Here is a 19,669-nt window from a genome sequence, read left to right as displayed (position 1 = left end):
GCGTCTGCGAGGATGCCGCCATGGGCAAGGTGCACCCCGAGATCACGCCGCGTCTGCAGGAGTTCATCGAGGCCCAGCCCGTGTTCTTCGTCGCCACGGCACCCCTGTCGGCCGACGGCCACGTCAATGTCTCTCCCAAGGGGATCGCCGGGACATCGGTGGTCGTCGACGCGTCGACCTTCGCCTACCTCGACATCACCGCGAGCGGCGCGGAGACCATCGCCCACTTGCGGGAGAACGGTCGCGTCACCGTGATGTTCTGCGCCTTCGACGGCAAGCCCAACATCGTCCGCCTGCACGGGCGGGGACGCGTCGTGACGCCCTCCGACGACGAGTTCGCGACGTGGGCGCCGCGGTTCGACCTGGCCGACTCGCCGGCGAGCCGGGCGGTCATCGTGGTCGACGTGGCCCGGGTGAGCGACTCGTGCGGGTTCGGCGTGCCGCTCATGGAGCACCGAGGGGAGCGCGACATCCTCGTCGGCTACATGGAGCGCAAGGGGGCTGACGGGGTGCGTGAGTACCAACAGGCCAAGAACCGCACCTCGATCGACGGCTTGCCCGCCATCGACGCCTGACCGGTGAGGAGCGGACGCTACCGGTAGTCGTGCAGGATCCCGAGCGGCTGGTCCTCCCACCCGAGGTCGCGGATGACACCCCAGCAGTCCGGACGGGAGCCGTCGACGTCGGTGACGCCATAGGTGTCGGACAGCTGCCGGGCGGTGAGCACCGAGCCGTGGTGCCGGGTGACATCGGCATCGCCGGCGAGCGCGGCCACCCCGCGCGCGACGTAGGTCGGCGTCTCCGAGGCGCCGAAGCCCGGCACCCGCTCGGCCGCGTCCGTCCAGGTCTCCTCGGTCACGCCGAAGTTCTCGAGCATCGCCTCCGAGCGCAGCCACCCGGGCGTCACGCCCACCACGGTGACCGGCTGGTCCGCCAGCTCCGCGGTCAGGCTCGTGACGAGCCGGTCGATGCAGCCCTTGACGTAGTCGTAGTAGAAGCCGACGTCCTGTCGGTACTCGCGATTGACCTCCCGCGGGCCGTCGGTCATCTCCACGAGCAGTCCACCGCTGGACTCGAGCATCAGCGGCAGGGCGAGCGCGCTCGTGATGACGTGGGTGTCGATGCCCATCCGCAGCATCCGCAGGCCACCCTCCAGGTCGTGCTCCCACAGCGGTGCCCCGAAGTCGGCATAGCGGTCGCCACCGAAGATGTCGTTGACAAGCACGTCGAGGCGCCCGTGGTCGGAGCGGATGCGCTCGACGAGCGCGCGGACCTCGTCCGGCTGCGTGTGGTCGACGCGGACCGCGGCCCCGGACCCACCCCCTTCGATCATGCGGTCGAGGGTGTCCTCGATCGTCTCCGGTCGCCCGATCTCGGACGCTCCACCCGTGCGACTGCTGCGCCCGGTGGCGTAGACGAAGGCTCCGGCGCGGGCCAACTCCACCGCGAGCGCGCGTCCGGCGCCCCGGGTCGCTCCGGCGACGAGTGCCACCCGCCCTGTCAGGGTCGCGGTCTCCATCTCCACCACGGTAGGGCGTCAGGCCCGGCGGCGCCCGTCCTTCATGGCGAAGGCCAGCGCGACGACGATGACGACGGCGATGAGCGCCAGGGCCGTGACCATCGCCGTCGACCAGCTGCCGCTGGCGCCGAGCGCGGCGAAGGCGACCGAGGTGATGACCGCGATGCCGACGGAGGTGCCGATGCGCTGCCCGGTCTGCATGACGGCACCGGAGCTGCCGGCGTAGGCGAGCGGCACCTCGGCGAGCGCGAGCGTCTGGTTGGGGCTGATGACCGACCCCTGCGCCGCGCCGACGAAGACCAGGGTGGCCAGCAGCCACCACTCGCTCACGACGCCGGCGTCCGCGAGCAGGACGACGGCGATGCTCGACACCAGGCCGACGAGTGCCGTCGCGAGCCCGCCGACGACGACGCGGTGGCCGTGCGTGACGACCCGCTTGCCGGCCCAGTTCGACGCGATGGCAGCGGTGAGCGCGGCGGGGAGGCCGACGAGCGCAGCCTGCAGCGCGCTCCTGTCGTGTCCGAACTGGAAGTACAGGGCGACGAGGACCCAGATGCTCGTCATGCCGAGGAAGTACAGCATCGCGATGATCGTGCCGCGGGTGAAGCTCGGGATCGCGAAGATCTGCAGGTCGACCATCGGGCTGCGCCCGGAGTCACGGTGGTGGCGCTCCCACCGCACCCACAGCCACGCCAGGACGACACCCGTGGGGAGGGTGAGCCAGTACCAGGGCGAGGATCCCCCTTCGACGAAGGGGAGCATCGTCGCCAGCACGGCGAGGCCCAGCAGGAGCGAACCGACCGGGTCGAGGGAACGCCAGACGCCGACGGCCGGTGCGTCGACCGCGGTCGCGGGGCGGCTCAGGAGCGGGCGGGGGAACCACGTCAGGGCCAGGACGAGACAGAGGATGCCGACCGGCACATTGACGAGGAATGTCAGGCGCCAGCCGATCTCCGGGCCACCCGCGCCGATGAGCAGGCCGCCGATGACCGGTCCGACCCCGACGGCGACGCCGACGATCGTGCCGAACCACCCGAACGCCCGCGCCCGCTCGGGGCCGCGGAAGTACTGCTGGATCATGCCGACGCCCTGCGGGTTGATCAGGCCGGATGCGACACCCTGGACAAAGCGAGCGGCGTTGAGCCAGAACGCATCCGGTGCGAGCCCCGCGGCGATCGAGGAGAGGGTAAAGAGCGCGATCCCGATGACGAAGATGCCGCCCCGGCCGAGGAGGTCACCGGCCCGACCGGCCGCCACGAGGACGACGCCGAAGGTCAGCGCGTACCCGGACAGGACCCACTGGACGTCGGAGTCGCTGGCTCCGAGACCGGTCTGGATCGAGGGGACGGCGACGTTGACGATGCTCACGCCGACGAGCGACATGAAGATCGCGACGAGCAGGACCGACAGGATCTTCCACCGCTGCGGGTCGGGGACGAAGGGGGCCGCCTGGTCCGCCGGCGACTGCTGGGTCGTCACGCGGCCCTCCCGTCGTCGATGTGTGCATCCTGCACGCAAACGCCTTCGGGGGCGAGTCCATTCCCTGACGGGGCGCGCATTTCCCCGGGGAGATGCGACCTCTCGACGTCAAGAGTCTGCAGTGCCGTAGGGGAATGCGCAGTCCGGGGAGGCTCGTAGACTCTGTGCGATGACCACCTACCTCGACCACGCGGCGACCACGCCGATGACTCCCGCTGCCCGGGAGGCGATGGTCGAGCAGATGGCGCTGACCGGCAACGCCTCGAGCCTGCACGGCCCCGGCCGCGACGCGCGCCGGGTCGTCGAGGAGGCCCGCGAGCGGATCGCCTCGGCGCTGGGTGCCCGGCCGAGCGAGATCGTCTTCACCTCCGGCGGGACCGAGGCCGACAATCTGGCCATCACCGGCTCGCTGCGCGCGGCCCGGGCGGCCGACTCCCTTCGCTCCCGGATCGTCGTCAGCGGGGTCGAGCACCACGCCGTCCTCGACGTCGTCGACCACGCGGTCGAGCACGAGGGCGCGCAGGCGACCTTCGTCGCGCCGGGGGAGTGCGGCACCGTGCAGCCCGATGCGGTGCGCGCGGCGATCGAGCAGGACCCCGGCAGCGTCGGGCTCGTCTCGGTCATGTGGGCCAACAACGAGGTCGGCACGGTCCAGGACGTCACCGCGATGGCCGCGATCGCGCACGAGCACGGGCTGGCCTTCCACACCGACGCGGTCCAGGCCGTGGGGCACCTGCCCGTCGACTTCGAGGCGAGCGACGTCGACCTCATGAGCGTCAGCGCGCACAAGTTCGGTGGGCCGCTCGGCATCGGCGCGCTCGTCGCCAAGCGCGACGCCCGCCTCGTCGCCCTGAGCCACGGTGGCGGGCAGGAGCGCGGCGTGCGCTCCGGCACTCTCGACGTGCCCGCGATCCGCGCCTTCGCCGTCGCGCTCACCGAGGCCGTGGAGCGAAGGGAGGCAGAGGCGTTGCGCATCGGCGGACTCCGCGACCGCTTCCTCGCCGGCACCCAGCAGCTCGACCTCGGCATCCGCGTCACCGGCTGCTGGGAGGTCGGCGACGTCACGACCCGCCTGCCCGGCAACGCCCACATCACCATCCCCGGGTGCGAGGGCGACTCGATGCTCTACCTGCTCGACGCAGCCGACATCGCCGTCTCGACCGGCTCGGCCTGCCAGGCCGGCATCCCGCAGCCCTCCCACGTCGTGCTCGCGATGGGGCGCTCGGAGGAGGAGGCGCGCGGCTCCCTTCGCGTCTCGTTCGGCTGGACCTCCACCGAGGCCGATGTCGATGCCGTCCTCGCCGCCCTGCCCGAGGCCGTCACCCGAGCCCGACGGGCCAGCGGGGCCGCCTGATGCGTGTCGTCGCCGCGATGAGCGGAGGCGTCGACTCGGCGGTCGCCGCCTCCCGGATGATCGAGGCCGGGCACGACGTCGTCGGCGTCCACCTCGCCCTGGCCAAGGACGCCAAGCGGCTGCGCGAGGGTGCCCGCGGGTGCTGCACGATCGAGGACGCCGGTGACGCCCGCCGCGTCGCGGACAAGCTCGGCATCCCCTTCTACGTGTGGGACATGGCCACCCCCTTCGCCCGTGACGTCGTCGAGGACTTCGTCGCCGAGTACGAGGCCGGTCGCACCCCCAACCCCTGCCTGCGCTGCAACGAGAAGATCAAGTTCGCCGCGCTGCTCGACAAGGCGCTCGCGCTCGGCTTCGACGCGGTCGCGACCGGGCACTACGCGCAGATCGTCGACGGACCGCACGGCCGCGAGCTGCACCGCGCCGTCGACATGGCCAAGGACCAGTCGTACGTGCTCGGCGTGCTCGACGAGGAGCAGCTGGCGCGCGCCTTCTTCCCCCTCGGCGACACGACCAAGCCGCAGATCCGCGAGGAAGCGGCCGAGCGTGGCTTCGCCGTGGCCAAGAAGCCCGACTCCCACGACATCTGCTTCATCGCCGACGGCGACACCCGCGGCTGGCTCACCCGGCGACTCGGTGAGCAGGAGGGGGAGATCGTCGACGAGGGCTCCGGCGAGGTCGTCGGCGCGCACCGCGGGGCCTACGGGTTCACCGTCGGGCAGCGACGCGGGCTGGGTCTGGAGCGGTCCTCGCTCGACGGCGAGGCGCGGTACGTCACCCGCGTCGAGGCCGCGACCAACCGCGTCTTCATCGGCACCGCCGACCTGCTCGGCGCCGACCTCATCGAGGCCGACCACGTCCGCTGGTGCGGGCCCGCCGCGGGCGGTCGGCTGCGCCTGGGCGCGCAGATCCGGGCGCACGGCGAGGAGATCCCGGCGACCGCTGAGGTGGTGTCCACGGTCCCTGAGGAGCGAGGGACGCGGTGCCCTGAGGAGCGACGAAGGAGCCTCGAAGGGAGCCTCGAAGGGACCCGCCTGATCGTGCGGCTCGACGACGCGGTGCGCGGCGCGGCCCCCGGTCAGTCGATCGTCCTCTACGACGGCACACGGGTCGTCGGGTCGGGGACGATCGCCCGGGCCACGCGGGGTGGACGTGGGCTCGCCGACGCATCACCCGCGCGTATACCTCCACCCGGGGATGGCTCATGACGCTCGCCTCCGGTGTCGGCTCTTGGCCGGGCACGAGCGCCCGCGAGGCCATCGTCACCGTCCGTGACCTGTTCGGCGACGGCATCCCGCACCTGCCCGAGCTGCCCGCCCGCGGGGTCGGTGCGGACATGGTCGGGCGCGCCGCCGCGCTGCTCGAGGGGTTGCACGTGGAGACCCAGCCGTACGGGTGGCGCTTCGCCGGTCGGCCCGGAGCGGACGAAGGGAGGGCCCGCGCCCTCCTGCGCGAGGACCTCGACGAGCTCGCCGAGGCCTACGACGGATGGAGCGGACCGCTCAAGGTGCAGGTCACCGGGCCGTGGACGCTCGGGGCGAGCATCGAGCTGGCCCGCGGTGAGCGGGCGGTCGCCGACCACGGTGCGCGGCGCGACCTCGTCGGGTCGTTCGCCGAGGGGCTGCGTGGCCACATCGCCGACGTCGAGCGGCTCGTGCCGGGCGCCGAGGTCGTCGTGCAGGTCGACGAGCCCGGTCTGCCGGCCGTGCTCGAGGGCCGGCTGCCGACGGCATCCGGGTACGGGCGCCTGCGGGCCGTCGACCGGTCGGAGGTGCGCGACGGGCTGCGCGAGGTGCTCGAGGCCGCGGGGGAGCGGCGCACCCTCGTGCACTGCTGCGCGGGTGACGTGCCGGTGGAGCTGCTGCGGCAGACCGGTGCGGGTGGCATCTCGCTCGACACCTCACTGCTCGACGGGCCGCGCTGGGAGCAACTGGCGGAGGCCGTCGAGGGCGGTCTCACCCTCTGGGCCGGTGCGGTGCCCACCACGGGCCGCACCGACTGGCGGACGGCACGGGACCGGCTCGTCGGGGCGTGGCAGCGGATCGGGCTGACGCTCCCTTCGCTCGCGGACGTCGTCGTGACGCCGAGCTGTGGGCTGGCGGGGTCCGGCGCTGCCGTCCAGGCCGTGCGGACGACCACCGACCTCGCGGCCGCGCTGACCGACGCAGCGGCCGCGTGAACGAGCCTGACCGCAGGGCGTGGCCGCGGCGCTTCATGCGGCTGTGGTGGCGGATGACCCGTGGTGCGCTCGTCCTCGTCGTCGTCATCGCGGCCGGGCTGATGGTCCTCAACGGGGACTTCCGGGGGCACCATCTCGGGTTCACCCACGAGCGTGACGTGCAGGTCGCGCAGGTGCAGCAGGACACCCAGAAGTGCTCTCGCGCCAGCGCGCGGGGCGACCTCGTCACGGTCATATGGCAGGACGGGTCGGATCGGGGCACCGCCTGGTGGACCCGGTGCCCCGACAACGCGCGGGTCGAAGGGGGCGACACCGTCCGGCTGTGGGTCGCCGACGGGCGCAAGGCGTATGACGGAGGGCCTTGGGAGCTCTACGCCGCGGTGCCGCTCATGGCGGTCGGCATCGGGACCGCGCTCACCGTCATCGTCCTGCTGACCAACCGCGGGCGGATCGCTGTCGACGACTGAGCCCCCCTCGCCACGGACTGCCGGATCGAAGAAGGAGCGCGACCACGAGGTCGCGCTCCTTCTTCGAGTCACCGGGTCTCGAGGCTCGGGCCCAGGGCACCTCGCACCTCGAGCGGCGTTGGGTCAGGCGGGGGCGTGGATCTCCCGCTTGAGGATCTTGCCCGTCGGGCCCTTGGGCAGCTCGTCGAGGACCCAGATGGTGCGCGGGTACTTGTAGGCGGCGATCCGCTCCTTGACGTACTGCTGGATCTCGTCGACGTCGCCGGAGGCGCCCTCGCGCAGCGAGACAGCGGCGCCCACGTCCTCGCCCAGCTCGGGGTGCGGCACGCCGACGACCGCGCACTCGAGCACGTCCGGGTGGGTGTACAGCACCTCCTCGACCTCGCGCGGGTAGATGTTCATGCCGCCGCGGATGATCAGGTCCTTCTTGCGGTCGACGATCGTGTAGTAGCCGTCCTCGTCGACGCTCGCGATGTCGCCGGTGCGGAACCAGCCGTCCGGGATCGCCTCGGCGGTGGCCTCGGGCTTGCCCCAGTAGCCCTTCATGACGTTGTCACCGCGGATCGCGATCTCGCCGACGCCCTCGCCCGGGCCGACGTCCTGGCCGTCGGCGCCGATGAGCTTCATCTCGCAGCCGGGGATGGCGCGCCCGATCGTGCCGGGCTTGGTCGGCTGGTCGAGCATGTTGAAGGAGGCGACGGGCGAGGTCTCGGACAGGCCGTAGCCCTCGAGCAGGGAGACCTTGAAGGTCTCCTCGAACTCGCGCAGCGTCTCGCCGGGCAGCGACGATCCGCCCGAGACGCAGGTGCGCAGGCTGCTCGTGTCGGTGTCGGCGACCGTGGGGTGGTGCAGCATCGCGCCGTACATCGTCGGCACGCCCTCGAAGATCGTCACCTTGTCGCGCTCGATGACCTCCAGCGCCTTGCCCGGCTCAAAGCGCGGGATGAGGGTGAGCGTCGCGCCCTGGCGCACGGCGGTGTTCAGGCCGCAGGTCAGGCCGAAGACGTGGAAGAGGGGCAGGCAACCCATGATGACGTCATCGGGCTGGATGCCGATGATGTCCTCGGCCGAGCGCTGGGCGTTGAGGTCGAGGTTCTTGTGGGTGAGCTCGGCCCCCTTCGGCCGGCCGGTGGTGCCGGAGGTGTAGAGGATGACCGCGGTGTCCTCGGCGTCGCGCTCGACCGGGGTGGCGATCGGCTCGCTGGGCGGCAGGTCCTCGTCGCTCGGGCCGACCGGGCCGGAGACGATGACCGTGGTGTCGGTGCCCTCGGCACCGGCCTGGGCCTCGGCGGCGAAGTCGCCCCAGACGAAGGAGAACTTCGCCCCGGAGTCGGTGTAGAAGTACTCGATCTCCTGCGCCTTGAGCAGCGGGTTCATCGGCACGACGGTGCCACCGGCGAGCAGCGCACCGTAGAAGAGGACCGGGAACGCGGGCACGTTGGGCAGGATGAGCGAGACCCGGTCACCGGGCTCGAGGCCGGCGGCCCGCATCGCACCCGCGGCCTTGGCGGCGAGGCCGTGCAGCTGGGACCACGTCAGCTCCGCGTCGTCGAGCTTGATCGCCACCTTGTCGGGGTGGGCCTGGGCCGTGGTGACGAGGTTGCTCGCCAAATTGGTCATCGTCGACTCCTAGGGGTTCGGGTGCGCCCATCCAACCTTGTCTGCGCGCTCGAGGGAAGGGAGGTCAGGTGGCCGTCACGTCGGTCCGGGTGAAGTCGTCGCCCTTGAAGAGCAGCGGCTCGCCGCGCGAGTGCGCCAGCGCGTAGGTGAAGCAGTCACCGAAGTTGAGTCGGGCCGCCGACCCGCTGCCGCGGCCGTAACGTCGGTGGGCCTCCCGGGCCAGCGCCAGCTGCTCCTCGTCAAAGGGGACGATCTCGGCTGCCACGACCTGCAGCAACTCGTCGAGGAGCTCGGTGCGTCGTGGCCCGAGGACCAGGGTGCACTCGAGGACGGTCGCGGTCGAGACCCGCAGGTCGGGCGCCGACTCCATGGCGGCGATGAAGCGATCGGCGTCGTGCTCGCCCCGCAGGACGGCAACGAGTGCCGAGGTGTCGACGATCATCGGGGCAGGCCCTGCTCGTCGTAGAGATCGTCGACGTCGCGGACCGGCTCGTCCAGCGCCCGACCACGTGCCGCCAGGTCGCGCAGCTGCTCGCCGACGCCCTCGCGCAGATTGCGACGCTGCCGCTCGATGGCCTCGCGCAGTGCCTCGCGCACGGCCCCGGTCGCACTGGTGTGCCGCAGGGCGGCCAGCTCCATGGCCATGCGGTGCACTTCGGGGTCCTTGATGTTCATGGTCGCCACGGTCAAGATTCTACCCTCCGATGGTAGAAGTCGGTGTGCGAGTGACGCTACGCGAGGGTGCCGACAGCGTCGGGCTGTCGGCAGGCTGCGGCAGGATGTGTCCGTGAGCGAGATCCCCGAGGACGCACGACACGAGTGGGCCGACCTGGCCGAGCAGGCGCACGCCGCGCAGTTCGCCTACCACGTCAAGGACGCGCCGACGATCAGCGATGCCGCCTACGACCGGCTGATCCGCCGGCTGCAGGAGCTCGAGGAGGCCCACCCCGCCCTGCGCACGCCCGAGTCGCCGACGCAGCAGGTGGGCGGGGCGATCTTCTCCACCGACTTCACCGCCGTCGACCACCTCGAGCGGATGCTCAGCCTCGACAACGCCTTCGAGGGCGACGAGCTGCTCGACTGGGCGCGCCGGGTCGAGCAGGAGGTCTCCGGGTTCCACTACCTGTGCGAGCTCAAGATCGACGGCCTCGCGATCAACCTCCTGTACGAAGGGGGCAAGCTCACCCGCGCGCTCACCCGCGGTGACGGGCGCACCGGTGAGGACGTGACGATGAACGTGCGCACCATCGAGGGCATCCCCACCCAGCTCGACGACAGCGAGCACCCGGTGCCCGACCTCGTCGAGGTCCGGGGCGAGGTCTTCTTCCGGCTCGAGGACTTCGAGGAGCTCAACGCGGGACTCGTCGAGGCGGGCAAGGCCCCCTTCGCCAACCCGCGCAACTCGGCTGCCGGATCGTTGCGGCAAAAGGACCCTCGCGTCACGGCCCGGCGCCCGCTGCGCATGCTGGTCCACGGCATGGGGCGGCGCGAGGGCTTCGACATCGACAGCCAGAGCCATGCCTACGAGCTCATGGCGGCCTGGGGGCTGCCGACCTCCCCGCATTACAAGGTCTTCGACTCGATGACGCGGGTGCGCGAGTTCATCTCCGAGGTCGAGGCGCAGCGGCACGACTACGACCACGAGATCGACGGCGTCGTCGTCAAGGTCGACGAGATCGCCGTGCAGCGTCGGCTGGGGTCGACCTCGCGGGCCCCGCGCTGGGCCATCGCGTGGAAGTACCCGCCCGAGGAGGTCAACACCACGCTCCTCGACATCCAGGTCAACGTCGGGCGCACGGGGCGGGTCACCCCCTTCGGCGTCATGGAGCCGGTGACGGTGGCTGGGTCGACGGTCTCCCTCGCGACCCTGCACAACGCGCACGAGGTCAAGCGCAAGGGCGTGCTCATCGGCGACACCGTCGTGCTGCGCAAGGCGGGCGACGTCATCCCCGAGATCCTCGGGCCGGTCGTCGAGCTGCGCGACGGCAGCGAGCGGGAGTTCGTCATGCCGACGCACTGCCCGGCCTGCGGGACCGAGCTCGCGCCGCAGAAGGAGGGCGACAAGGACATCCGCTGCCCCAACTCGCGCACCTGCCCCAGCCAGCTGCGCGAGCGGCTGTCGTCGCTCGCCGGGCGCGGCGCCTTCGACATCGAGGCGCTCGGCTGGGAGGGCGCCGTCGGGCTCCTCGATTCCGGCGTGCTCACCGACGAGGGCGGGCTCTTCGGCCTGACCGCGCAGGACGTCGCCCGCGTGCCGCTCTTCACCCGGGCGGCGAAGAAGACCGATCCGGAGGAGGCCGTCCACGACGGTCGGGTCCTCTCGGCCAACGGCGCCAAGCTCGTCGACAACCTCCAGCAGGCCAAGGAGCAGCCGCTGTGGCGGGTGCTCGTCGCGCTCTCGATCCGGCACGTCGGGCCGACCGCGGCCCGGGCGCTCGCTCAGCACTTCGGCTCGATCGCCGCGATCCGTGAGGCCGACGAGGCGGCGCTCGCCGACGTCGAGGGCGTCGGCCCGACGATCGCCGCGGCGGTGCGCGAGTGGTTCGACGGCGAGGGCAACGACTGGCACCGCGCGATCGTCGACCAGTGGGCCGCCGACGGGGTGCGCATGGAGGACGAGCGCGACGAGTCGATCGCGCAGACCCTCGAGGGCGTCACCGTCGTCGTCACCGGCTCGCTCGAGCGCTTTTCCCGCGACTCCGCCAAGGAGGCCATCCTCGAGCGCGGCGGCAAGGCCTCGGGCTCGGTGAGCAAGAAGACCGATTGGGTCGTCGTCGGCGACAACGCCGGGTCCAAGGAGGCCAAGGCCCGTGACCTCGGGCGGCCGATCCTCACCGAGGAGCAGTTCGAGGAGCTGCTCACCACGGGGACCGTGGCCGGCTTCGGTGAGGACGCGGACGCCGCCGGGGCCGACGCACCGGAGAGCGACGCATGACCTCCGACCTGGCCACCCTCCAGTGGTATGTCGACGCCGCGCTGGCGAGGCTCCTCGCGCGCGCCGACGAGCTCGTCGACGCCGGGGGAGACGAGCTGCTCTGCCGCCGCCCCGACGTCGAGGGCGCCAACAGCGTCTACGCCCTGGTCGTCCACTGCTGCGGCGTCATGGAGCGCTGGGGCGGCGAGTCGATCGCCGGCCGCAGCATCCACCGCGACCGGGCCGCCGAGTTCACCGCGACCGGCACGATCGGGCAGCTCGAGGAGATCGTCGCCGCCCAGCGACGTCGGTGGGTCACCGACCTCGCCGACTACGAGGCCGGCGCCCCGCCGCGCGGGCCCGACGGTTGGGAGGAGGGCGACCCCGAGCCGATCACCCAGGGCTTCATCGCTCTGCACGTCATCGAAGAGCTCTTCCAGCACCTCGGCCACGTCGACCTGACCGTCGATCTGCTCCTGGGACGCTGACCGCCGCCGCTCGACTACCGTCAGGGGTGTGAGCAGCGACAGCGCCCCCGCAGCACCCGACGACCAGCAGACCTTCGCCGACCTCGGTCTCGACGAGCGGGTGGTGAGGGCGCTCAAGGACGTCGGCTACGAGACCCCCTCGCCGATCCAGGCCGCGACCATCCCCGCGCTCCTCGAGGGGCGGCACGTCGTCGGCCTGGCGCAGACGGGCACCGGCAAGACGGCCGCCTTCGCGCTGCCGATCCTCAGCCGGCTCGACCCGAAGCAGAAGGCGCCGCAGGCGCTCATCCTCGCGCCGACCCGCGAGCTCGCACTGCAGGTCTGCGAGGCGATCGAGAAGTACGCGGCCCGGATCCCGGGCGTGCGCGTGCTCCCGGTCTACGGCGGGCAGGGCTACGGGGTGCAGCTGTCCGCCCTTCGTCGTGGCGTGCACGTCGTCGTCGGGACGCCGGGGCGGATCATGGACCACCTCGACAAGGGGACGCTCGACCTGTCGCAGCTGCGGTTCCTCGTCCTCGACGAGGCCGACGAGATGCTCAAGATGGGCTTCGCCGAGGACGTCGAGACGATCCTCGCGGACACTCCCGACGACAAGCACGTCGCCCTCTTCTCCGCGACCATGCCGCCGCAGATCCGGCGGATCTCCAAGAAGCACCTCACCGACGCGCTCGAAATCACCGTCGAGCGCAAGACGGCGACGGCGCCCAACATCACCCAGCGCTTCCTCTTCGTGTCGTACCCGCAGAAGGTCGACGCCCTGACGCGCATCCTCGAGGTCGAGGCCTTCGAGGGGATGATCGTCTTCGTCCGCACCAAGAACGAGACCGAGACCCTCGCCGAAAAGCTGCGGGCACGCGGGTTCTCCGCCGCGGCGATCAACGGCGACGTCGCCCAGGCCCAGCGCGAGCGGACCGTCGCCCAGCTGAAGTCCGGCCGTCTCGACATCCTCGTCGCCACCGACGTCGCCGCGCGCGGCCTCGACGTCGAGCGGATCAGCCACGTCGTCAACTACGACATCCCGACCGACACCGAGTCCTACGTCCACCGCATCGGGCGGACCGGTCGGGCCGGGCGCTCCGGTGACGCGATCTCCTTCGTCACCCCGCGCGAGCGCCACCTGCTGAAGTCCATCGAGAAGGCGACCCGCACGACCCTGACCGAGATGCCGCTGCCGAGTGTCGAGGACGTCAACGCCACCAGGCTTGGCCGCTTCGACGACCGGATCACGACGGCGCTCGCCTCGCCGGACCTCGACGCCTTCCGCGACGTCATCGCCCACTACGTGCGCAACCACGACGTGCCCGAGGCCGATGTCGCCGCGGCGCTCGCGATCCTCACGCAGGGCGACGAGCCGATGCTCCTCGACCCCGACCCGCCGCGCCGCGAGCGTCCGCAGCGCGAGCGCGGGGAGCGCCCGGACCGGACGAAGGGGGGAGACCGCGGCCCGCGCGGCGCCGACGGCAAGGCGACCTACCGCATCGCCGTCGGCCGCCGGCACAAGGTCGAGCCGCGGCAGATCGTCGGTGCCCTGGCCAACGAAGGGGGCCTGAGCCGGCAGGACTTCGGCCGGATCGACATCCGCGGTGACCACTCGATCGTCGAGCTGCCCTCGCCGCTGCCGCCGGGCACCGAGGACAAGCTGAGCCGCACCCGGATCTCGGGGCAGCTGATCGAGTTGCGCCCGTGGACCGAGCGCGGCCCACGCAAGGGGCCGAAGAAGCCGCACCGCAAGGGTCCTCGCCACTGATGGTGCCCGAGCCGGACCCGGTCGACCGGCTGCTGCTCGACGAGCTGGGTGAGCAGCCCGCAGGACGTATCGCGGTCATCGGTGACGACACCGGGGCGTTGGCGGTGGCGGTCGCCGAGCGTGCAGCGGGGAGTGTCGCCGAGGGGGGCGCGGGCGAGGGGAGCGTCGTCGCGCACAGCGACAGCCTGGTGAGCGAGCGGGCCGTCGCCGCGACGGGCGTGGCCGTCGTGCCGACCCTCGGCGAGGCGCTCGCCGGTGCCGAGCTCGTCGTGCTCCGGCTGCCGAACTCCCTCGACGCCCTGGACGAGATCGCCCGTACCGCAGCGGTGCTCGGCGCCGACGGCGTGCGCATCGTCGCCGGCGGACGGGTCAAGCACATGACGCGGTCGATGAACGACGTGCTCGCCGCGAGCTTCGAGGAGGTGTCCGCCAGTCTCGGCCGGCAGAAGTCCCGCGTCCTGCACGCCCGCACCCGCCGGGCCGTGGAGCAGACGTGGCCGCGCTCGCGCCACCACGCGTCGCTCGACCTGACCGTGCACGCGCACGGGGCGGCCTTCGCCGGGACGCGGCTCGATGCGGGGACGGCGCTGCTCGTGCGGCAGTTGGACCAGGTCACCGACACCGACCGCACGGTCGTCGACCTCGGTTGCGGCACAGGGGTGCTCGCGTCACTGCTGCGGCGGCGCTTCGACGACGTGGTGGCCGTGGACGTCTCCGCGGCGGCCGTCGCGTCGGCCCGGCTGACGACGCAGGGGAGGGTCGACGTGCGGCGCTCGGTCGGCCTGACCGAGCTGCCCGACGCGTCCGTGGGCGCGATCGTGAGCAATCCCCCCTTCCACGTCGGTGCCGCCAAGGACTCGACGCCGACGCTGGAGATGATCGACGACGCGGCCCGGGTCCTCGTGCCCGGCGGCCAGCTGGTGCTCGTCTACAACGCGCACCTGCCGTACCTGCCGCGCCTGCGGGGTGTCGGCGAGACCGAGATCCTCGCCCGCGACCGGCATTACCTGGTCACCCGCACCCTCCGCGCCTGACCGCCAAGGGGACGCGCATCTCCCCGGGGAAATGCGCGGTCCGGAGCGGTCCGGACGTGCGAAGGGGGAGGTCGCCCGAGCGGGCGACCTCCCCCTTCGATCTCCGGGTGGGTCAGCCGAGGGCCTTGACCGCCGCGTCGTAGTCGGGCTCCTGGGTGATCTCGGGGACCAGCTCGGAGTGGACGACCTTGCCGTCGGCGTCGAGGACGACGACCGAGCGGGCGAGCAGACCGGCCATCGGGCCGTCGGTCATCGTCACGCCGTAGTCCTCACCGAACGAGGAGCGGAAGGCCGAGCCGACCTTGACCTTGTCGATGCCCTCCGCGCCGCAGAAGCGGGCCTGGGCGAAGGGGAGGTCCTTGGAGACGTTGACGACGGTCGTGTTGTCGAGGCTCGCGGCGAGCTCGTTGAACTTGCGTACGCTCGCGGCGCACACGCCGGTGTCGATGCTGGGGAAGATGTTGAGCACGACGCGCCCGGGGACGTCGGCGGAGGTCAGCGCGGAGAGTCCGTCGCCGACGAGGTCGAAGGCCGGGGCGCTGGCGCCGGCGGCCGGCAGCTCGCCGGCGGTGTTGACGGGGTTGCCCTTGAATGCGGTGGTAGCCATGCCTCCATGCCTACACCCCGCGCCGGTCGAAGTCACGATCGGCCCGAGGGGTGGGCGCCGTCGCGGCCCTACGAGACGAGCGCCTTGATGCCCAGGCCGAGGGGCACGAGGACGAGGGCGGAGAGGCCCATGCCGCCCATGACGAGGGCGCCCTTGGACTCGGCATCGAGCGTGGCCCGCCAGCCGGCGCGCTCCATGATCTCCCGGAGTGGCTCGTTGATCTCCGAGGTGGAGAACTCGTAGTCGACCCGCTTCTTGAACCCGTCGAGGCCGAGCCCGTACTCGACGCGGCGCGTGTAGCTCCACTGTCGGCCGGACGCCACCGCGACCTGGGCGCCGAGCCGGGTCGGGCCGAGCGAGCCCTCGACCCGGCGCGACTCGTCCGTGCGCCGCACGACACCCGGGCGCTCCGGGACCAGCCGCGCGACGAAGGTGTGCTGCAGGTGGTGCGCGGTCGCCACGTGCTGCCACCGGGCGTCGGCCAGGTCGGCGTGCACGAGGATCGAGGAGCCGTTGCTGCGCACGACGTACGGCGTGCCCTCGAAGGCGTCCGCCAGCGCCGGGGCCAGCCAGGCGAACGGCCACGGGTTCTTGCGGTCCGTCGCCGGGGGAAGGGGGTCGGACGGCGCCTCGACGAGGGTGTGACCCCCTTCGTCCACGAGGTCGGGGTCGGTGTCCCGCAGGAACCCGATGAAGCCCGCGGACGTCACGGCCACCGCCACGCCCCAGATGAGCACCCAGGCCACCGCCGGCCACGGCTGCCCGTCCGCGAGGAAGAGCGCGCCACCGCCGATCAGCGCGAGCGAGAACCCGACGATCGCGGCGACGAACATCGCCGCCTTCTTGCGGCGCGACATCATGCGGGCAGCGCCCCCGGCCCCGGGACGTGCTCGCCGTGCCCGTCGGAGCGCAGCCGGGCCCGCAGCCGCTCGGCCGCCTCATCGAAGCGCTCGTCGGACACGTCACGCATCGTCGCGTGCGGGTCGAAGTCCTTGGGCGAGAACGCCGGCCACGTGTGGACGTGCAGGTGCGGGACGAGGAAGCCCTCGAGCAGCATGCCGATCCGCGGCGCCTCCCACTCGGCCTGCTGCGCGCGGCCGATGATCATCGCGACCCGCTGCAGGTGCGCCCAGGTCTGCTCGTCCGCGTCGGTCCACTGCTCGAGCTCGGCGCGGGGCACGACCATCGCGTGCCCGTCCGTGAGCGGCTCGATCGTCAGGAAGGCCACGCAGGTCTCGTCGGACCACACGAACCGTCCCGGGATCTCGCCCTCGATGATCTTCGTGAAGAGAGTCGCCATGCACCTCACCCTAGGGTGGAGGCATGCCCCAGGTCAGCGCCGACGTGCACGTCCCGGTCCCGCCGGACCTCGCCTTCGCCGTGTCCCAGACGACGGGTGCTGTCCGTCGCCGGTGGGACCCGTTCATCCGCGAGCAACGCTTCCTCGACGGGGCGCGTGAGCCGGGTGTGGGGGTGCGCACCTTCACCCGCTCGTCCTTCGCCGGCCCGATCTCGCCGGCCATGGTGAGCGAGTACGTCTCGTGGCGCCCGCCGACGTCGGTGGGGATGACGATGGTGACCGGGCCGTGGTTCTTCGCGCGCTTCGGCGGCGGGTGGCGCTTCCAGGCGGACGGCGAGGGGACCCTCGCCGTGTGGAAGTACACCTACGACGTGCGACCGACCTGGCTGCAGCGGATCGCGCACCCGATCGGGCAGTGGCTGCTGGGGCGGGAGATCGCCCGGCGCATCGAGGGCTTCGCGCAGGGGTGCCGGGACGAGCAGGTCCTCGCGGCCGCCCGGGAGGACATGGCCCGGCGGGCTCTGCCGAGCGAGGGCGAAGGGGGTGGCGCGGCGTGAGCGCGCGCCTGCGGATCGCGGGATGCCAGTGGAGCTCCACGGGAGACCCCAGCGCCAACCTCGCCCGCATCGACGAGCTCACCTCGGTGGCAGCCGAGCGCGGGGCCCGGCTCGTCGTCCACCCCGAGGCGGCGATGGCCAGCTTCGCCGGGAGGCTCGACACCGTGGCCGAGCCCCTCGACGGGCGCTTCGCCGACGGGGTGCGTGAGGTCGCGCAGCGCCACGGGGTGACGCTGGTCGTCGGGATGTTCACACCTGCCGACGAGATCACGACCGAGGACGGCAAGGAGCGCTCGCGGGTGCACAACACCCTGCTCGTCACCGGGCCGGGTATCACTGAGACCAGCTACCGCAAGATCCACCTCTACGACGCCTTCGGCCATCGCGAGTCCGACACGGTCGCGCCCGGTGACGGGGTCGTTACGCTCGACGTCGAGGGTTGGCGGGTGGGGCTGGCGACCTGCTACGACGTGCGCTTCGGTGAGCAGTTCACCCGGCTCGGGCGGGCCGGGGCCGAGCTCGTCGTGCTGCCCGCTTCCTGGGGTGACGGCCCCGGCAAGGCGTCGCAGTGGGACCTGCTCACCCGGGCGCGCGCCCACGACGCGCAGTCCTGGCTGCTCGCGGTCGGTCAGGCATGGACCCGCGAGTCGGTCTCCGGGCCGTACGGCATCGGTCGCTCCGCCCTCGCCGACCCGACCGGGGAGGTCCGTGCGCGGCTGGGTGGGGGAGAAGACGTGCTCGACGCGGAGGTGGACCGCGAGGCGGTGCGCGCGGCCCGGGCCGCCGTGCCCCTGCTCTGACCGCTCCGCGACGCCGCCCCACGGCTCGTGACTCGCGGGTACGACGACAGGCTGGCCACTCCGTGGTCCTCGGCCCTGCTTCTGGTGCGGGCTCGCGGGCGGCAACTCACCCAGCGTGTCGTCGTACCCGCGAGTCACGTAGGGCCACCGTCCGCAGGACGATCTCGCGGACCCGTTCTGGGTGGTTCATTACCTGGTCCCAGGTGAACCTCAGGACCAACCAGCCACCGGCCACGAACCGGTTGTAGCGAAGGCAGTCCTTCTCGAGCCCCTCCAGCTGGCCGTGCCACTCAAAGGAATCGGCCTCCAGGATGATCAGAAGATGCTCGTCGGCGAGGTCGACGGTGCCGATCTTGCCGGCGTGGTCGTGGATCTCGACCTGCGGCCGCACGACCAGCCCGGCGATGTCGGAGACGATCCACCGCATGACCGATTCGAAGGGGTTGGCGGGCTTGTCACTCGCCATCGTGACGAGCTGCTCGACGCGACTGCGCTGCTGAGTGGGGAGTGCCGCTGCCGCCAAACCCAGCTCGTCCTTGTCGACGGCGCCCTCACGCAGAGCGGAGTCGAGGACGGCGAGGGCCTCGTCGGGGGGCAGGAGCACGGCACAGTCCATGGCGGTGCGGATCCGGTCGGTCACCCAGCCGTCGTCTCGCTCCCGGGTGGGGATGTCTCGCCAGCGCACATCGAGCGAACGACGGACCGACGGCGGGACCTTGCGCCCCAGCGGGACGGCAACCTGAGGGCGAGTGGGCACCCACTTCGTGCGCCACCCCCAGCGCGCTGCAGCACTCAGCAGGATGGCGGTGCCGGACACCTGGTGGGCCGCCTGCCGCCCCCTGCGGGCCAACTCGACCGACGTCACCCGCTCGGCGCTGGGTGGCGTCGGAGGCAGCGCGTAGCGCCCCCGCCCGCACCGCGTGATGCGGCTCTGCGCCAAGGCCCCGCGGAGGGCGTGCTCCGTGACATGCGCGAGGAGCTCGGCGCGGGTGGCGACCCCTCCGAGCTCGGCGAGGACCTCCTCCACCTGCATGTCCAGCATCGTCGCGCCTCGGACGGGACCGCGCTCTGGGCTGTCCACAGGCTTTATGACTCGCGGGTACGACGACATGCGCGTCGTACCGTGCGTGACCTCGCCGCGTCACAGCGGGGGTCAGCGCAAGAGGCTCCACCGAGCGTGTCGTCGTACCCGCGAGTCACCTTGGCCGGACGCCGAGCCCGCGCTCCCTGCGGCCCCACGGGACTCCGCGACGACCGGCGCGGCCACCCCCTTCGTCGGCTCCTAGACTGTGCGCCATGTCTGACCTCTCCCGCGACGACGTGGCCCATCTGGCCTCGTTGGCCCGTATCGACCTCTCCGCCGCCGAGCTCGACCGCATGGTCGGGGAGCTCGGGACGATCATCTCCTCCGTCGAGGCCGTCCAGCAGGCGCCGATCGAGGGCGTCGAGCCGATGAGCCACCCGATGCCGATCGTCAACGTCACCCGTCCGGACGAGGTGCGCCCGTCGCTGACGCCCGAGCAGGCCCTGGCCATGGCGCCGGCCTCCGAGGTCCAGCGCTTCGCCGTCCCGCGCATCCTCACCGAAGACTGAGCCAGAAGGAC

General features: G+C 72.0%; 21 protein-coding genes. 12 read left to right on the top strand and 9 right to left on the bottom strand.

Going from position 1 to position 19,669, the window contains the following annotated elements:
• The first annotated feature begins 20 nt into the window (after positions 1-20).
• Positions 21-575: a pyridoxamine 5'-phosphate oxidase family protein gene (locus JAN01S_RS01630; RefSeq protein ID WP_068312654.1), complete on the top strand. Its 555-nt coding sequence runs from the start codon at positions 21-23 to the stop codon at positions 573-575.
• Positions 576-592: 17 nt separating this feature from the next.
• On the opposite strand, the gene JAN01S_RS01625 is transcribed toward JAN01S_RS01630, so the two are convergent.
• Entirely contained in the window at positions 593-1,519 is a 927-nt protein-coding gene (locus JAN01S_RS01625) for an SDR family oxidoreductase (protein WP_068312710.1), read from the bottom strand.
• A gap of 18 nt (positions 1,520-1,537) precedes the next feature.
• Positions 1,538-2,998, bottom strand: a complete 1,461-nt coding sequence (locus tag JAN01S_RS01620) for an MFS transporter (RefSeq protein ID WP_068312651.1) — start codon at positions 2,996-2,998, stop codon at positions 1,538-1,540.
• Positions 2,999-3,167: 169 nt separating this feature from the next.
• Between JAN01S_RS01620 and JAN01S_RS01615 the strand changes: the two genes are divergently transcribed.
• From JAN01S_RS01615 to JAN01S_RS01600, 4 genes are read left to right on the top strand one after another with little or no spacing between them, the layout of a single operon-like run.
• Positions 3,168-4,352: a cysteine desulfurase family protein gene (locus JAN01S_RS01615; RefSeq protein WP_068312648.1), complete on the top strand. Its 1,185-nt coding sequence runs from the start codon at positions 3,168-3,170 to the stop codon at positions 4,350-4,352.
• The gene (gene mnmA, locus JAN01S_RS01610) at positions 4,352-5,560 is read left to right on the top strand and encodes a tRNA 2-thiouridine(34) synthase MnmA (RefSeq protein ID WP_068312645.1); all 1,209 of its coding nucleotides are present in this window, start codon (positions 4,352-4,354) and stop codon (positions 5,558-5,560) included. Before JAN01S_RS01615 ends, mnmA begins: the two co-directional genes overlap by 1 nt.
• The gene (locus JAN01S_RS01605; RefSeq protein WP_068312642.1) at positions 5,557-6,531 is read left to right on the top strand and encodes a uroporphyrinogen decarboxylase/cobalamine-independent methonine synthase family protein; all 975 of its coding nucleotides are present in this window, start codon (positions 5,557-5,559) and stop codon (positions 6,529-6,531) included. Before mnmA ends, JAN01S_RS01605 begins: the two co-directional genes overlap by 4 nt.
• Positions 6,528-6,998, top strand: coding sequence for a hypothetical protein (locus tag JAN01S_RS01600; protein WP_157075551.1), 471 nt, complete (start codon positions 6,528-6,530; stop codon positions 6,996-6,998). Before JAN01S_RS01605 ends, JAN01S_RS01600 begins: the two co-directional genes overlap by 4 nt.
• A gap of 123 nt (positions 6,999-7,121) precedes the next feature.
• Here the strand turns inward: JAN01S_RS01600 and JAN01S_RS01595 are convergent, their stop codons facing one another.
• The 3 genes from JAN01S_RS01595 to JAN01S_RS01585 form a co-directional block, all read right to left on the bottom strand.
• Entirely contained in the window at positions 7,122-8,618 is a 1,497-nt protein-coding gene (locus tag JAN01S_RS01595) for a long-chain-fatty-acid--CoA ligase (protein ID WP_068312637.1), read from the bottom strand.
• 64 nt (positions 8,619-8,682) lie between these two features.
• The gene (locus JAN01S_RS01590; protein WP_068312634.1) at positions 8,683-9,060 is read right to left on the bottom strand and encodes a type II toxin-antitoxin system VapC family toxin; all 378 of its coding nucleotides are present in this window, start codon (positions 9,058-9,060) and stop codon (positions 8,683-8,685) included.
• Positions 9,057-9,293, bottom strand: a complete 237-nt coding sequence (locus tag JAN01S_RS01585) for a type II toxin-antitoxin system VapB family antitoxin (protein WP_084359917.1) — start codon at positions 9,291-9,293, stop codon at positions 9,057-9,059. The genes JAN01S_RS01590 and JAN01S_RS01585 overlap by 4 nt, the downstream gene beginning before the upstream one ends.
• A 112-nt stretch (positions 9,294-9,405) precedes the next feature.
• Here JAN01S_RS01585 and ligA point away from each other — a divergent pair, with 112 nt between their 5' ends.
• The 4 genes from ligA to JAN01S_RS01565 are packed head-to-tail and all read left to right on the top strand — an operon-like array spanning position 9,406 to position 14,801.
• Complete coding sequence (ligA, locus tag JAN01S_RS01580; RefSeq protein WP_370670772.1) at positions 9,406-11,553, top strand: NAD-dependent DNA ligase LigA; 2,148 nt, start codon at positions 9,406-9,408, stop codon at positions 11,551-11,553.
• The gene (locus JAN01S_RS01575) at positions 11,550-12,020 is read left to right on the top strand and encodes a mycothiol transferase (protein WP_068312628.1); all 471 of its coding nucleotides are present in this window, start codon (positions 11,550-11,552) and stop codon (positions 12,018-12,020) included. Before ligA ends, JAN01S_RS01575 begins: the two co-directional genes overlap by 4 nt.
• A gap of 28 nt (positions 12,021-12,048) precedes the next feature.
• Positions 12,049-13,767, top strand: a complete 1,719-nt coding sequence (locus JAN01S_RS01570; RefSeq protein ID WP_068312625.1) for a DEAD/DEAH box helicase — start codon at positions 12,049-12,051, stop codon at positions 13,765-13,767.
• On the top strand, positions 13,767-14,801 hold the full coding sequence (locus tag JAN01S_RS01565) for a class I SAM-dependent methyltransferase (RefSeq protein ID WP_068312622.1): 1,035 nt from the start codon (positions 13,767-13,769) through the stop codon (positions 14,799-14,801). Before JAN01S_RS01570 ends, JAN01S_RS01565 begins: the two co-directional genes overlap by 1 nt.
• 112 nt (positions 14,802-14,913) lie before the next feature.
• Here JAN01S_RS01565 and tpx read toward each other — a convergent pair whose 3' ends face one another.
• From tpx to JAN01S_RS01550, 3 genes are all read right to left on the bottom strand, one after another.
• Positions 14,914-15,408, bottom strand: a complete 495-nt coding sequence (gene tpx, locus JAN01S_RS01560) for a thiol peroxidase (RefSeq protein WP_068312619.1) — start codon at positions 15,406-15,408, stop codon at positions 14,914-14,916.
• A gap of 68 nt (positions 15,409-15,476) precedes the next feature.
• Positions 15,477-16,268 carry a hypothetical protein gene (locus JAN01S_RS01555; RefSeq protein WP_157075550.1) on the bottom strand — a complete coding sequence of 264 codons (792 nt, stop codon included), beginning with the start codon at positions 16,266-16,268 and terminating at the stop codon, positions 15,477-15,479.
• Entirely contained in the window at positions 16,265-16,708 is a 444-nt protein-coding gene (locus JAN01S_RS01550) for an HIT family protein (RefSeq protein ID WP_068312613.1), read from the bottom strand. Before JAN01S_RS01550 ends, JAN01S_RS01555 begins: the two co-directional genes overlap by 4 nt.
• 23 nt (positions 16,709-16,731) lie before the next feature.
• Here JAN01S_RS01550 and JAN01S_RS01545 point away from each other — a divergent pair, with 23 nt between their 5' ends.
• Both JAN01S_RS01545 and JAN01S_RS01540 read left to right on the top strand, forming a co-directional pair.
• On the top strand, positions 16,732-17,265 hold the full coding sequence (locus tag JAN01S_RS01545; RefSeq protein WP_068312609.1) for a type II toxin-antitoxin system RatA family toxin: 534 nt from the start codon (positions 16,732-16,734) through the stop codon (positions 17,263-17,265).
• Positions 17,262-18,065, top strand: a complete 804-nt coding sequence (locus JAN01S_RS01540; protein WP_244884705.1) for a carbon-nitrogen hydrolase family protein — start codon at positions 17,262-17,264, stop codon at positions 18,063-18,065. Before JAN01S_RS01545 ends, JAN01S_RS01540 begins: the two co-directional genes overlap by 4 nt.
• A 106-nt stretch (positions 18,066-18,171) precedes the next feature.
• Here the strand turns inward: JAN01S_RS01540 and JAN01S_RS01535 are convergent, their stop codons facing one another.
• Positions 18,172-19,098 carry a DUF559 domain-containing protein gene (locus tag JAN01S_RS01535; RefSeq protein ID WP_169797147.1) on the bottom strand — a complete coding sequence of 309 codons (927 nt, stop codon included), beginning with the start codon at positions 19,096-19,098 and terminating at the stop codon, positions 18,172-18,174.
• A 263-nt stretch (positions 19,099-19,361) separates the two neighbouring features.
• Here JAN01S_RS01535 and gatC point away from each other — a divergent pair, with 263 nt between their 5' ends.
• Positions 19,362-19,658: an Asp-tRNA(Asn)/Glu-tRNA(Gln) amidotransferase subunit GatC gene (gene gatC, locus JAN01S_RS01530; protein WP_068312604.1), complete on the top strand. Its 297-nt coding sequence runs from the start codon at positions 19,362-19,364 to the stop codon at positions 19,656-19,658.
• Positions 19,659-19,669 lie beyond the last annotated feature (11 nt).

The organism is Janibacter anophelis NBRC 107843 (genome assembly GCF_001570945.1).
GTDB classification, from domain to species: domain Bacteria; phylum Actinomycetota; class Actinomycetes; order Actinomycetales; family Dermatophilaceae; genus Janibacter; species Janibacter anophelis.
The sequence above is the reverse complement of the archived record's forward strand: the minus strand, read 5'-3'. Positions and strand labels throughout refer to the sequence as shown.

What these genes read in the sequence shown, in the direction of transcription:
- JAN01S_RS01590 (WP_068312634.1), bottom strand. Translation starts at nt 9,060, where the DNA reads ATGATCGTCGACACCTCGGCACTCGTTGCCGTCCTGCGGGGCGAGCAC.
- JAN01S_RS01555 (WP_157075550.1), bottom strand. Translation starts at nt 16,268, where the DNA reads ATGATGTCGCGCCGCAAGAAGGCGGCGATGTTCGTCGCCGCGATCGTC.
- mnmA (WP_068312645.1), top strand. Translation starts at nt 4,352, where the DNA reads ATGCGTGTCGTCGCCGCGATGAGCGGAGGCGTCGACTCGGCGGTCGCC.
- JAN01S_RS01545 (WP_068312609.1), top strand. Translation starts at nt 16,732, where the DNA reads ATGCCCCAGGTCAGCGCCGACGTGCACGTCCCGGTCCCGCCGGACCTC.
- tpx (WP_068312619.1), bottom strand. Translation starts at nt 15,408, where the DNA reads ATGGCTACCACCGCATTCAAGGGCAACCCCGTCAACACCGCCGGCGAG.
- JAN01S_RS01535 (WP_169797147.1), bottom strand. Translation starts at nt 19,098, where the DNA reads ATGCAGGTGGAGGAGGTCCTCGCCGAGCTCGGAGGGGTCGCCACCCGC.
- JAN01S_RS01630 (WP_068312654.1), top strand. Translation starts at nt 21, where the DNA reads ATGGGCAAGGTGCACCCCGAGATCACGCCGCGTCTGCAGGAGTTCATC.
- JAN01S_RS01615 (WP_068312648.1), top strand. Translation starts at nt 3,168, where the DNA reads ATGACCACCTACCTCGACCACGCGGCGACCACGCCGATGACTCCCGCT.
- JAN01S_RS01550 (WP_068312613.1), bottom strand. Translation starts at nt 16,708, where the DNA reads ATGGCGACTCTCTTCACGAAGATCATCGAGGGCGAGATCCCGGGACGG.
- JAN01S_RS01625 (WP_068312710.1), bottom strand. Translation starts at nt 1,519, where the DNA reads ATGGAGACCGCGACCCTGACAGGGCGGGTGGCACTCGTCGCCGGAGCG.
- JAN01S_RS01575 (WP_068312628.1), top strand. Translation starts at nt 11,550, where the DNA reads ATGACCTCCGACCTGGCCACCCTCCAGTGGTATGTCGACGCCGCGCTG.
- gatC (WP_068312604.1), top strand. Translation starts at nt 19,362, where the DNA reads ATGTCTGACCTCTCCCGCGACGACGTGGCCCATCTGGCCTCGTTGGCC.
- JAN01S_RS01595 (WP_068312637.1), bottom strand. Translation starts at nt 8,618, where the DNA reads ATGACCAATTTGGCGAGCAACCTCGTCACCACGGCCCAGGCCCACCCC.
- JAN01S_RS01565 (WP_068312622.1), top strand. Translation starts at nt 13,767, where the DNA reads ATGGTGCCCGAGCCGGACCCGGTCGACCGGCTGCTGCTCGACGAGCTG.
- JAN01S_RS01585 (WP_084359917.1), bottom strand. Translation starts at nt 9,293, where the DNA reads ATGAACATCAAGGACCCCGAAGTGCACCGCATGGCCATGGAGCTGGCC.
- JAN01S_RS01605 (WP_068312642.1), top strand. Translation starts at nt 5,557, where the DNA reads ATGACGCTCGCCTCCGGTGTCGGCTCTTGGCCGGGCACGAGCGCCCGC.